Annotated in this window: 12 protein-coding genes; 6 read left to right on the forward strand and 6 right to left on the reverse strand. The window is 60.2% G+C overall.

What is annotated here, in order from left to right; translation table 11 throughout:
• Positions 1-83: 83 nt before the first annotated feature.
• Positions 84-1,337, forward strand: a complete 1,254-nt coding sequence (glyA, locus tag ACVI9W_RS08945) for a serine hydroxymethyltransferase (RefSeq protein ID WP_461529788.1) — start codon at positions 84-86, stop codon at positions 1,335-1,337.
• Positions 1,338-1,434: 97 nt separating this feature from the next.
• Here the strand turns inward: glyA and yjiA are convergent, their stop codons facing one another.
• The 3 genes from yjiA to ACVI9W_RS08960 form a co-directional block, all read right to left on the reverse strand.
• Positions 1,435-2,433: a GTPase gene (yjiA, locus tag ACVI9W_RS08950; RefSeq protein WP_461529789.1), complete on the reverse strand. Its 999-nt coding sequence runs from the start codon at positions 2,431-2,433 to the stop codon at positions 1,435-1,437.
• Between the two features lie 85 nt (positions 2,434-2,518).
• Entirely contained in the window at positions 2,519-2,716 is a 198-nt protein-coding gene (locus ACVI9W_RS08955; RefSeq protein ID WP_008094130.1) for a YbdD/YjiX family protein, read from the reverse strand.
• Between the two features lie 18 nt (positions 2,717-2,734).
• Positions 2,735-4,801: a carbon starvation CstA family protein gene (locus tag ACVI9W_RS08960; protein ID WP_461529790.1), complete on the reverse strand. Its 2,067-nt coding sequence runs from the start codon at positions 4,799-4,801 to the stop codon at positions 2,735-2,737.
• Between the two features lie 182 nt (positions 4,802-4,983).
• Between ACVI9W_RS08960 and ACVI9W_RS08965 the strand changes: the two genes are divergently transcribed.
• Complete coding sequence (locus tag ACVI9W_RS08965; RefSeq protein ID WP_038614850.1) at positions 4,984-5,349, forward strand: PilZ domain-containing protein; 366 nt, start codon at positions 4,984-4,986, stop codon at positions 5,347-5,349.
• Between the two features lie 262 nt (positions 5,350-5,611).
• Positions 5,612-7,132: a nucleobase:cation symporter-2 family protein gene (locus ACVI9W_RS08970; protein WP_461529791.1), complete on the forward strand. Its 1,521-nt coding sequence runs from the start codon at positions 5,612-5,614 to the stop codon at positions 7,130-7,132.
• A gap of 70 nt (positions 7,133-7,202) precedes the next feature.
• Here the strand turns inward: ACVI9W_RS08970 and radA are convergent, their stop codons facing one another.
• Positions 7,203-8,570: a DNA repair protein RadA gene (gene radA, locus ACVI9W_RS08975; RefSeq protein ID WP_461529792.1), complete on the reverse strand. Its 1,368-nt coding sequence runs from the start codon at positions 8,568-8,570 to the stop codon at positions 7,203-7,205.
• Between the two features lie 175 nt (positions 8,571-8,745).
• Here radA and mscL point away from each other — a divergent pair, with 175 nt between their 5' ends.
• Positions 8,746-9,159: a large-conductance mechanosensitive channel protein MscL gene (gene mscL / locus ACVI9W_RS08980; RefSeq protein ID WP_274297043.1), complete on the forward strand. Its 414-nt coding sequence runs from the start codon at positions 8,746-8,748 to the stop codon at positions 9,157-9,159.
• Positions 9,160-9,207: 48 nt separating this feature from the next.
• Here mscL and ACVI9W_RS08985 read toward each other — a convergent pair whose 3' ends face one another.
• Positions 9,208-9,984, reverse strand: coding sequence for a ferredoxin--NADP reductase (locus ACVI9W_RS08985; RefSeq protein ID WP_038614861.1), 777 nt, complete (start codon positions 9,982-9,984; stop codon positions 9,208-9,210).
• Positions 9,985-10,228: 244 nt separating this feature from the next.
• Here ACVI9W_RS08985 and ACVI9W_RS08990 point away from each other — a divergent pair, with 244 nt between their 5' ends.
• The gene (locus ACVI9W_RS08990) at positions 10,229-10,936 is read left to right on the forward strand and encodes an autoinducer binding domain-containing protein (protein WP_461529793.1); all 708 of its coding nucleotides are present in this window, start codon (positions 10,229-10,231) and stop codon (positions 10,934-10,936) included.
• A gap of 88 nt (positions 10,937-11,024) precedes the next feature.
• On the forward strand, positions 11,025-12,149 hold the full coding sequence (locus tag ACVI9W_RS08995) for a methyltransferase (protein ID WP_461529794.1): 1,125 nt from the start codon (positions 11,025-11,027) through the stop codon (positions 12,147-12,149).
• Positions 12,150-12,231: 82 nt separating this feature from the next.
• Here the strand turns inward: ACVI9W_RS08995 and ACVI9W_RS09000 are convergent, their stop codons facing one another.
• Positions 12,232-12,387, reverse strand: coding sequence for a DUF2474 domain-containing protein (locus tag ACVI9W_RS09000; protein ID WP_038614870.1), 156 nt, complete (start codon positions 12,385-12,387; stop codon positions 12,232-12,234).
• Position 12,388 lies beyond the last annotated feature (1 nt).

Below are 12,388 nucleotides of genomic sequence, written 5' to 3' on the forward strand. Positions count from 1 at the left end.
CGACATGATGCCCTTTCATATGCCAGACAAAAGCTGATGAGGTAGAATGCCCGCCTATTTCAGCACGATCCTTGAGGACCGCCATGTTCAGCCGTGATTTGACCATTGCCAAGTACGACGCCGATCTTTTTGCCGCCATGGAGCAAGAAGCTCAGCGCCAGGAAGAGCACATCGAGCTGATTGCTTCGGAAAACTACACCAGCCCGGCAATCATGGAAGCCCAGGGCTCGGTGCTGACCAACAAATACGCCGAAGGCTACCCAGGCAAGCGTTACTACGGCGGCTGCGAATACGTCGACGTGGTCGAGCAACTGGCCATCGACCGTGCCAAGGAACTGTTCGGCGCCGATTACGCCAACGTCCAGCCGCACGCTGGCTCGCAAGCCAACAGCGCCGTTTACCTGGCCCTGCTGTCGGCCGGTGACACCATCCTGGGCATGAGCCTGGCCCACGGTGGTCACCTGACCCACGGTGCCAACGTCAGCTCTTCGGGCAAACTGTACAACGCTGTCCAGTACGGTATCGACGCCAACGGCCTGATCGACTACGACGAAGTCGAGCGCCTGGCCGTCGAGCACAAGCCGAAGATGATCGTTGCCGGTTTCTCTGCTTACTCGCAGATTCTGGACTTCCCGCGCTTCCGCGAAATCGCTGACAAGGTCGGTGCCTACCTGTTCGTCGACATGGCCCACGTTGCCGGTCTGGTTGCTGCTGGCATCTACCCGAACCCGGTACCATTCGCCGACGTCGTCACCACCACTACCCACAAGACCCTGCGTGGTCCACGTGGCGGCCTGATCCTGGCCCGTGCCAACGCCGACATCGAGAAGAAGCTGAACTCCGCAGTCTTCCCGGGCGCCCAGGGCGGCCCGCTGGAGCACGTTATCGCCGCCAAGGCGATCTGCTTCAAGGAAGCGCTGCAGCCTGAGTTCAAAGCCTACCAGCAGCAGGTCGTGAAAAACGCCCAGACCATGGCTGGTGTGTTCATCGAGCGCGGTTTCGACGTGGTTTCCGGTGGCACCGAGAACCACCTGTTCCTGCTGTCGCTGATCAAGCAAGAGATCTCCGGTAAAGATGCTGACGCTGCCCTGGGCAAAGCCTTCATCACCGTCAACAAGAACTCGGTACCGAACGACCCACGCTCCCCGTTCGTCACCTCCGGCCTGCGCTTCGGCACTCCGGCTGTGACCACTCGTGGCTTCAAAGAAGCTGAGTGTAAAGAACTGGCCGGCTGGATCTGCGACATCCTGGCTGACCTGAACAACGAAGCGGTGATCGACGCCGTTCGTGAGAAGGTCAAGGCTATCTGCGCCAAGCTGCCGGTATACGGCAACTGATCGCAGTCGCTTGATGTGAAAAAGCCCGGCTCTTGAGCCGGGCTTTTTTTGGCGCCCTCGGTAGGAGCGGGCTTGCCCCGCGATTACGATTTGTCAGTCACATAGCATCGCGGGGCAAGCCCGCTCCCACCGACGACAAGGCCTCAAACCCTTCGCGGATCTTCGCCTCCGGCAAATCATCGGCAATAAACACCATCACGCTTTCACGCGTCTCCCCTTCTGCCCACTCGGTATCCCAGTCAAAACCATAGAGCTTCAGCACGCCCTGGAACACCAGGCGGCGATCCTCACCCGCAATGCTGAGCACACCTTTGTAGCGCAACAACTGCTTGCCATGGTCTTCCAGCAACTGGTTCATGAAGTCGCTGAGCCGGTCGATATCCAGCGGCGTATCGGTGCGCAGCACCAGGCTGGAGATGCGATCCGGCGTGACCGGTTGGCTGACCGGACGCAGGCTCAGGCCGCCACCGAGGTCGGCATTGAGGTTGAAACCTCGCACATCAAGCAGTTCGGCCAGATCAATACGACCGTGCTCGACCACCCGGATCGGTGCGCGGCGGTTGATGCGCCCCAGCCGATCGCTCAACGCCTTGAAGCTGTCAGCATCGACCAGGTCGGTCTTGCTCACCAGCAGGCGGTCGGCAAAGCCTACCTGGGCCTGGGCGATCGCCTGGGTCAGGTGCTGCTCGGCGTGGGCGGCATCGACCAGGGTGATGATGCCGTCGAGGATGTAGCGCTCGCGCAGTTCCTCGTCGATGAAGAAGGTTTGGGCCACCGGCGCCGGATCAGCCAGGCCCGTGCACTCGATCACCAGGCGGTCGAAGGCGATCTCGCCAGCGTCCAGACGCTCCAGCAGCAGGTACAAGGCTTTGGTCAGGTCGGTGTGGATGCTGCAGCAAACACAGCCGTTGGCCAGGGTCATGACCTGCACCGGTTCATCGCCAAGCAACTGGGTATCGATGCCGGCGTCACTGAATTCGTTTTCGATCACAGCGATCTTCAGGCCATGTTCGGCCTTGAGCAGATGGCGCAGCAAGGTGGTCTTGCCGGCCCCCAGAAAACCGCTGAGTACTGTTACCGGAATGGGCGCGTGCAAACGGAAAATCTCCTGAACTGAAAATGACTGTGGGAGCACGGCAAGCCGGGCTCCCACAGGTTCAACTGCCGTCAGTAGCTGTCGTTCAACAGCACTTGGGCCCGGACTTGCCACCGTAACGGGCCTCTTGGCGTTCGCGGAAGAACGCCTCGTAGCTCATCACCGGTTTGTCCGGGTGCTTGGTCTGCATATGCTCGACGTAGTTGTCGTAGTCGGGCATGCCGACCATCAGGCGGGCTGCCTGCCCCAGGTACTTACCCAGTCGACCGAGATCGTTGAACATCACTGCATTCCTCTTGGATTACGCATCTGGCAGCGCCTGGAACGGGGACTCTTTGTCAGTCCGTTCTTTTTTACCCAGGGCGGCAATACCGACCTTGAGGGCGAAGAACAGGATGCTGAAGACCACGAACAGGAACAGGATCGTCAGGCCAGCGTTGGTATAGGCGTTGAAGATCACGTGCTGCATCTGGCCGATATCCTTGGCCGGTGCCAGTACCTGCCCGGCGTCGAGCGCCACGCTGTACTTGTTGGCCAGTGCCAGGAAGCCGACCGCCGGGTTCGGATCGAACAGTTTGATGAAGCCGGCGGTGGTGGTGCAGATCAGCAGCCATACAGCTGGCAGCAGCGTGACCCACATGTAGCGCTGGCGCTTCATCTTGATCAGGACCACGGTACCGAGCATCAGCGCGATGCCGGCGAGCATCTGGTTGGAGATGCCGAACAGCGGCCACAAGGTGTTGATACCGCCCAACGGATCGATCACACCTTGGTACAACAGGTAGCCCCAGAGCGCCACGCAACCGCCAGTAGCGAGCAGGTTGGCACCCCACGATTCGGTGCGTTTGAGCGCCGGTACGAAGCTGCCGAGCAAATCCTGCAGCATGAAGCGACCGGCACGGGTGCCGGCGTCCACTGCGGTGAGGATGAACAGCGCCTCGAACAGGATCGCGAAGTGGTACCAGAAGGCCATGGTGTTTTCACCCGGCAGGACCTGGTGCAGGATCTGCGCGATACCCACCGCCAGGGTCGGCGCACCACCGGCACGGGCGAGGATGGTGTGTTCGCCAATGTCCTTGGCCACCGCTTCCAGCGCATCAGGCGTGATGGCAAAGCCCCAGCTGCTGACCGTCTGCGCCACCGACACCACGTCGGAGCCGACCACTGCCGCCGGGCTGTTCATGGCAAAGTACACGCCCGGCTCGATCACCGAAGCGGCAACCATGGCCATGATCGCCACGAACGACTCCATCAGCATGCCGCCGTAACCGATGTAACGGGCGTTGGTTTCGTTATCCAGCAGCTTGGGCGTGGTGCCCGAGGAGATCAGCGCGTGGAAGCCCGACACCGCGCCACAGGCGATGGTGATGAACAGGAACGGGAACAGGGTGCCTTTCCATACCGGACCGGTACCGTCGGTGAACTGGGTCAGCGCCGGCATTTTCAGCTCGGGGGCGATGATCAGGATACCGATGGCCAGGCCAACGATGGTGCCGATCTTGAGGAAGGTCGACAGGTAGTCTCGTGGCGCCAGCACCAGCCACACCGGCAGTACCGCAGCGACAAAGCCGTAACCCACCAGCATCCAGGTGATCTGCACACCGGTGAAGGTGAATGCCGGGCCCCAGACCGGATCAGCGGCAACCTGGCCCCCCAGCCAGATCGACAGCAACAGCAGCACCACGCCGATCAGCGAGATCTCGCCGATACGGCCCGGGCGGATGTAGCGCATGTAGATGCCCATGAACATCGCGATCGGAATGGTCGCCATCACCGTGAACATGCCCCATGGGCTCTCGGCCAGGGCCTTGACCACGATCAGCGCCAGCACCGCGAGAATGATGATCATGATCAGGAAGCAGCCGAACAGGGCAATGGTGCCCGGAATCCGGCCCATTTCTTCGCGGACCATGTCACCCAGCGAGCGACCGTTGCGGCGGGTGGACAGGAACAGGACCATGAAGTCCTGCACCGCACCGGCCAGCACCACGCCGGCAATCAGCCAGAGCGTGCCGGGCAGGTAGCCCATCTGCGCGGCCAGGACCGGACCGACCAATGGGCCGGCGCCAGCGATGGCGGCAAAGTGGTGACCGAAAAGGATGTGTTTGTTGGTCGGTACATAGTCCAGACCATCGTTGTTGAGCACCGCCGGGGTAGCCCGACGTGGGTCCAGCTGCATCACCTTGGTGGCGATGAACAGGCTGTAGTAGCGGTAGGCGACCAGGTAAATGGCCACCGAAGCGACGACGATCCACAAGGCGTTGATGGCCTCGCCACGACGCAGGGCGACCACACCCAGCGCACAGGCTCCTATGACTGCCAGCGCCAGCCACGGAATGTGGCGTAGCAGGCTATTATTGTTGTTCATGGTTTGCTTCCAGCTAGTGGATAAAAGACAGCCTTTCGAGTCTAGCGATCCTGACAGGAAAGACCACCCCCCACGTTGGTCTAGAGCCTTCAACGCGGGTTGAACAAAACTCGTTATGCGCCCTTGCGCGGACCTTGGCAAGTGCTGAGCTATAGTCAGGAAGAACCCCGGAGTGCCTGAACATGAGCGACCACCAAGAACGTCGACGTTTCCAGCGTGTTGCCTTTGATAGCCCCACTGAACTGCGCCAGGGCGAGCGATGCTGGCCGGTCGAGCTGATTGACCTGTCCCTCAAGGGCTTGCTGATCAAGTGCCCGGAGCCGTGGGACCCCGACCTGACCCAGGATTTCGAGGCCCTTGTCCACCTTGGGGAGCAGGTAACGTTATGGATGCAAGTGGAACTGCGCCATGAAGAAGGTAATCGACTGGGTTTTGTCTGCCTGCGCACTGATATCGACTCATCGTGTCATTTGCGCCGTTTGGTGGAACTCAACCTGGCCGACAACCCCGAAATGATGCGTGAACTGCGAGAACTGATCGAAATTTAAAATAACTTAGCTTGCTATCGGATTTCCCTCTCGTTACGTTTTTGTCCACTCGGACAGCTTTTTTACCCCTCCTATCCGTTTTCACGCAGCCTTGCGAGGCCTGCGTTTGCGTGTTGGAACGATAAGTGCATTCACTTAAGCACCCAAATTGAGCGTCTGACTGTTCCTACGCCAATCTAAAAATTGTATACAATTGTTCTGGCTTCATAGCGTAGGACTTGTCTACAGTAGCGCCACAACAATAAAACAGAGACCCCGCCTCATGAATACGTCCTCCTCTAGCACGTCTTCAGCAGCACGTCCCGAAGACGAGAACCTTGGCCTGGGTGCCAACCTGGCGTACGGCCTGCAACACGTATTGACCATGTATGGCGGCATCGTCGCCGTGCCTTTGATCCTCGGTCAGGCCGCTGGCCTGACACCGGCGGACATTGGTCTGCTGATCGCTGCGTCGCTGTTTGCCGGCGGCCTGGCAACCCTGTTGCAAACCCTCGGACTGCCGTGGTTCGGTTGCCAGTTGCCGCTGGTACAAGGGGTCTCGTTTGCCGGTGTCGCGACCATGGGCGCGATCCTCAGCAGTGAAGGCGGTGGCGGCTTGCCCGGAGTATTGGGTGCAGTCATGGCCGCGTCGTTCATCGGTTTCCTGATCACCCCGGTGTTCTCGCGAATTACCAAGTACTTCCCGCCATTGGTGACCGGTATCGTCATCACCACCATCGGCCTGACTTTGATGCCCGTTGCTGCGCGTTGGGTCATGGGCGGTAACAGCAAGGCCCCGGATTTCGGCAGCATGGCCAACATCGGCCTGGCCGGCCTGACTTTCGTCATCGTGCTGGTGCTAAGCAAGCTCGGCAGCGCCACCATCTCGCGCCTGTCGATCCTGCTGGCCATGGTCATCGGTACCCTGATCGCCTGGTCGCTGGGCATGGCTGACTTCAGCAAGGTGCTTGAAGGCCCGCTGGTGGCAATGCCAAGCCCGTTCCACTTCGGTATGCCGACCTTCCACATCGCGGCGATCCTGTCGATGTGCATCGTGATCATGGTGACCCTGGTGGAAACCTCGGCCGACATCCTCGCCGTCGGTGAAATCATCGACACCAAGGTTGACTCCAAACGCCTGGGCAATGGCCTGCGCGCTGACATGGCGTCGAGCATCCTGGCGCCGATCTTCGGCTCCTTCACCCAGAGCGCCTTCGCCCAGAACGTCGGCCTGGTCGCGGTGACCGGGGTGAAAAGCCGCTACGTCGTAGCGACCGGCGGGGTGATCCTGGTGGTGCTCGGCCTGCTGCCGATCATGGGCCGGGTGATTGCCGCAGTACCGACCTCGGTACTCGGTGGTGCCGGTATCGTGCTGTTCGGCACCGTGGCCGCCAGCGGTATCCGTACCCTGTCCAAGGTCAGCTACAAGAACAACGTCAACCTGATCATCGTCGCCGCCTCGCTGGGCTTCGGCATGATCCCGATCGCCGCGCCGAACTTCTACGCGCAATTCCCCAACTGGTTCGAGACCATCTTCCACTCCGGCATCAGCTCGGCAGCGATCATGGCCATTGTCCTGAACCTGGTGTTCAACCACTTCACCGTGGGTAACTCCGATCAGCAATCGGTATTCGCCGCTGCCTACGAACGTACCATCCACTACTCGGATATCTCCGCCCTGCGTGACGGCGACTACTTCGAGGACGGCAAGCTGTTCAACGCCGAAGGCAAGGAGGTGCCGGTGATGGGCGAAGGTGAACACGGCGAGCCTCCGGCACGACGAGAGGCCGTCTCGGAGCATTGATCAACGCCAGGGTAATACACAAGGGCCGGTGCATCTGCACCGGCCCTTTTTGTTTCAGCATGCCAGCCGATTACTCGAACAGCGCATCAAGCGCTTGCTCCAGTCGCGTCACGGCAATTATCTGAAGCCCCGCCGGCGCTTCCTTGGGCGCATTGCCTTTGGGTACGATGGCGCGCTTGAAGCCATGCTTGGCCGCTTCTTTCAGGCGCTCCTGGCCGCTGGGCACCGGACGCACCTCACCCGACAGGCCGACCTCACCGAACACCAGCAAGCTGTTATCCAGCGGACGGTTGCGCAAGCTGGACATGATCGCCGCCATCAACGCCAGGTCGGACGCAGTCTCCAACACCTTGACCCCACCGACCACGTTGAGGAAGACATCCTGGTCATGGGTCGGAATGCCGCCATGGCGATGCAGCACCGCCAGCAGCATGGCCAGGCGGTTCTGGTCCAGGCCCAGGGTGACCCGGCGCGGATTGGACAGGTGGCTGTCATCGACCAGCGCCTGGACTTCCACCAGCATCGGCCGGGTGCCCTCCCAAGTGGCCATGACCACACTGCCGGGAACCTCTTCCTGCGCGCGGGTGAGGAAGATCGCCGATGGGTTGGAGACCTCCTTCAAACCGCGATCGGTCATGCCGAACACGCCCAGTTCATTGACCGCACCGAAACGGTTCTTCACCGCTCGCAGCAAACGCAGGCGGCCGTCGGATTCGCCTTCGAAATACAGCACGGTATCGACCATGTGCTCCAGCACGCGCGGGCCTGCCAGCGCACCTTCCTTGGTGACATGACCGACGAGGAAGATCGCCGTGCCGCTTTGCTTGGCGTAACGCACCAGCAACGCGGCGCTCTCACGCACCTGGGAGACACCGCCAGGCGCCGACTGCAACTGCTCGGTGAAGATGGTCTGGATCGAATCGATCACCATGACCTTGGGCTTTTCTACCCGGGCAGTGGCGATGATCGCCTCGATGCAGGTTTCGGTCATTACCCGCAACTGATCCTGGGGCAATCCCAGGCGCCGGGCACGCATCGCCACCTGTTGCTGGGATTCTTCGCCGGTGACATACAGTGCTGGCATGCGCGTAGCGATGGCGCACAGGGTTTGCAGGAGAATGGTCGACTTGCCGATGCCCGGGTCGCCACCGATCAGTACCACTGAACCGTCAACCAGGCCACCGCCCAATACCCGGTCCAGCTCGGCGCTGGCGGTGCTGAAACGCGGGATCTCTTCGACGCTGACCTCGGCCAGGGTCTTGATCTGCGCCTGCTGCCCGGCCCAGCCGGTGCGGCCACTGGGCGCCGCTGCAGCGCCGCTTTCCAGCACGGTCTCGACCAGGGTGTTCCAGGCCCCGCACTCACCGCACTGTCCGGCCCATTTCGGAAAGGTCGCGCCGCACTCAGTGCAGCCGTACATGCGCTTGGCCTTGGCCATGGGGGACGGTCCTCGGAAAAAGGGACCATGATAGCCGACCTGCGTGACCTGGGCGGCCACATAAAACGACAAAACTATTCGATATAACTGCAGTCTGTAGCAGCAGCGCGGAGCATGAAGCGTGTAGCTGAATTACACTGCGTTTACCAAACTCATCTGTTACAAGGAATAAACCATGGGCGTGCTCAGTGAATTCAAGGCCTTTGCGGTCAAAGGGAATGTGGTCGACATGGCCGTCGGTATCATCATCGGCGCCGCCTTTGGCAAAATCGTTTCATCCTTTGTGGGTGATGTGATCATGCCACCAATCGGCTTGCTGATCGGCGGTGTCGACTTCAGTGATCTTGCCGTCACCCTCAAAGCTGCCGAAGGCGATGTCCCGGCAGTGGTGCTGGCCTATGGCAAATTCATCCAGACCATTCTCGACTTCATCATTGTCGCCTTCGCGATCTTCATGGGCGTCAAGGCGATCAACCGCCTGAAACGCGAAGAAGCCGAAGCGCCAAGCTTGCCACCGGTACCGACCAAGGAAGAGGAGCTGCTTACCGAGATCCGCGACCTGCTCAAGACGCAGAATCGGCAGCCCTGAATCCGTCCCGGGGCCGCTATGCGGCCCATCGCAGGCTGTCGCCAGCTCCTACCAGTAGTTTTCTACCGCCACCTGCCCGGGGCGGCGGCTCAGGCTCAGGTTCAGGCCACGCTGTTTGAGCACCTGCCGGGTGTCGTCGATCATCTGCGGATTACCGCAGAGCATTACCCGCGAATGCTCCGGCGTCAGCGCCAGGCCTGCGGCGCGCTCAAGCTCTCCATTCTCGATCAGGGTGGTGATGCGCTCATTGAGTGCGCCGGGATGCTGTTCGCGCGTGACCACCGGAATGAACTGCAACTTGCCGGCAAACTCGGCCAGGTAGTCACGCTGCTCCAGACCGGCAATCAGGTCCAGGTACGCCAGCTCCTTGGCTTCTCGCACCGAATACACCAGTTTGATCGATTCGAAGCGCTCCCAGACTTCAAAGTCCTGCAGGATCGAGACGAACGGTGCGATGCCGGTTCCTGTGGCCAGCAACCACAGATCACGGCCATCGACAAAACGGTCCAGGGTCAGAAAGCCGAAGGCCTGACGATCGATCAACAAGCTGTCGCCTTCCTGCAGACGACTCAGCTCGCTGGTGAATTCCCCTCCCGGCACCACGATGGAAAAGAAATCCAGGTGCTCGTCAAACGGCGACGAGACCATTGAATAAGCGCGCCAGACCACACTGCCATCGGCCTTGGTCACCCCCAGACGGGCGAACTGACCGGAGCGGAAGCGGAACCCCTGATCACGCGTAGTGCGCAGGCTGAACAGGCTTGGGGTCAGCGGCTGGACGTCGAGCAACGTCTGGCGGGTGAACTTTTCAGCACTGGCAGTCATGACTTACTCCAAAAAACAGATGCGCCCAGTGTCGCGCAATCGCGCCAGGATAAACACCGCTGGATTGTAGTGGCATCGTTTCAGTCAGCTTCGGCGCCCCGGCCTTCATGCCAGTCAAAGATCCAACCTGAAGCAAAATTGCACTTGCTTGTAGCGAAAAAAACTCAGCAGCATAGTCGGGTATTTTCTACACTGGTTTTTCAAGACAGAGAAGTTTGGATCCAATCAGCAGGAGGCTGTTGCCATGCCCCATTGGAAGGAAGAACAGTTGCAACAACTGCTCAATGAAACAAATCATCAACGGATGTTTGATCAGGCAGCGTCTCTGGCACAACAACTCGGCATGGAATACTTTTCATTCACCACGCGCATCCACACCGCGTCCCAGCAGCCAACGTTCAAGACCTACAACAACTATCCCACAGCCTGGAACGAGCGCTATCAGCGCTGCAACTATTTGAACATCGACCCGATAGTCGCCCATTGCCATACCTCGTTGCTGCCCATTCTCTGGGACGATGACACCTTTCGACAGACACCTGAATTCTGGGAACAAGCCCGACTGCACGGGCTACGGTACGGCTGGAGCCAATCAGCACACGACCTGCATCAAAACGAAAGCATCTTGAGCGTGGTCCGCAGCAATACACCGGTCGATACCAATGAGTTCTACAATACGGCCGGGAACACCATCTGGCTGTGCAACCTGATGCACACACTGGTGCTGAACCGACAGTCAACCAGCCCCACTCCTTGCTTTCACCTTTCCGCCCGTGAAACCGAAGTGCTGAAGTGGTCTGCAGCTGGCAAAACCGCTGCCGAATGCGCCCGCATCCTCGCCCTGTCGCAAAGCACGGTAAACTTCCATATCCGCAGTATCATCACCAAGCTGAACACCAGCAACAAAGCCGGCGCCATTGCGATTGCTGCACTGAGCGGTCTGTTGAACTAGCCCCTTGCCAGTCAAAGCCCTGTAGAATCATGCCTCTGCAAAGCGCGACCGACTGCGTCGCGCGACCATGTCTCAGAGCCTTAATGCCATGCCCTTGTTGACCAGCCCCTTCGCCGAGCTCGATCTGCTTCGCCAGCCCGAGCAAGCCAACGATCCCTTGCAAGCCTTCGACGCTGCCGACGAGTACCTGCTGCAACATCTGGCCGAGCAAGCGCCAGAAGCCGGTACCCGCGTGCTGGTGCTCAATGACAGCTTCGGGGCCTTGGCGATCAGCCTGAGCCGCCACCTGCAGGTCACCAGCAGCGGCGACTCGTACCTGGCTCGCCTGGCGCTGGAGAAAAACCTGGTGCGTAATGGCCAGGCGTTCGACGCGCTGCCATTCATTGCGGCCAACACCAACTGGCAAGGCCCGTTCGACCGGGTGCTGGTGCGCGTGCCCAAGACTCTGGCCCTGCTCGAAGAGCAACTGATCCGCTTGCAGGCTCATCTGGCTCCCGGTGCCCAGGTGATTGCCGGCGCGATGATCAAGCACCTGCCACGCGCTGCCGGTGATCTGCTGGAAAAATACATCGGCCCGGTACAGGCATCGCTGGCGCAGAAAAAAGCCCGCCTGCTGATTGCCACGGTAGAGGACAAAGGCGCATTCACCTCCCCCTACCCAACGCGCTACCAACTGGATGCGCCACGCCTGGAACTGCTCAACCATGCCAATGTGTTCTGCCGTGAAGGCCTGGATATCGGCACCCGTGCGTTCCTGCCTCACCTGCCCAACAACCTCGGCTCAGCCCGGGTCGCCGATCTGGGTTGCGGCAATGGCGTGCTGGCAATCGTCAGTGCCTTGAGCAACCCGCAAGCCCACTACACCCTGGTCGATGAGTCCTACATGGCCACCCAGTCGGCGCTGGAAAACTGGCAAGCGGCGCTTGGCGAGCGTGAAGTCAGCGTACGCGCCGACGACGGCCTGGCTGGCCAGCCGGCACAATCGCTGGACGTGGTGCTGTGCAATCCGCCCTTCCACCAACAACAAGTGGTCGGCGACTTCCTCGCCTGGCGCATGTTCCAGCAGGCCCGCGAAGCGCTGGTGGTCGGCGGTGCGCTGTACATCGTCGGTAACCGTCACCTGGGTTACCACAGCAAGCTGGCGCGCTTGTTCCGCGGTGTTGAGCAAGTGGCGGCGACACCAAAGTTCGTGGTGCTCAAAGCGCGTAAATGATGCAGTAGCCAAAAAAAACCCTTCGCAGCTCACACTGCGAAGGGTGGTAAATCCGCCGCAAGGCGGGATGGGAAATGCGCTATTAGTGGGTGCTTAATCCAGCGGCAGCCATAAACATGCGCATCAGCCAGGCAACAATCCCCAGGGCCACCACGCTGCCGGCCCAGATCACCGCCAGCCAGCCCAGCCGTTGCCAGAGCGGCTTTTTCTCTTCATCGAAGGTGTGTTTGCCGGTCATT

Source organism: Pseudomonas sp. 210_17 TE3656 (assembly GCF_054821965.1).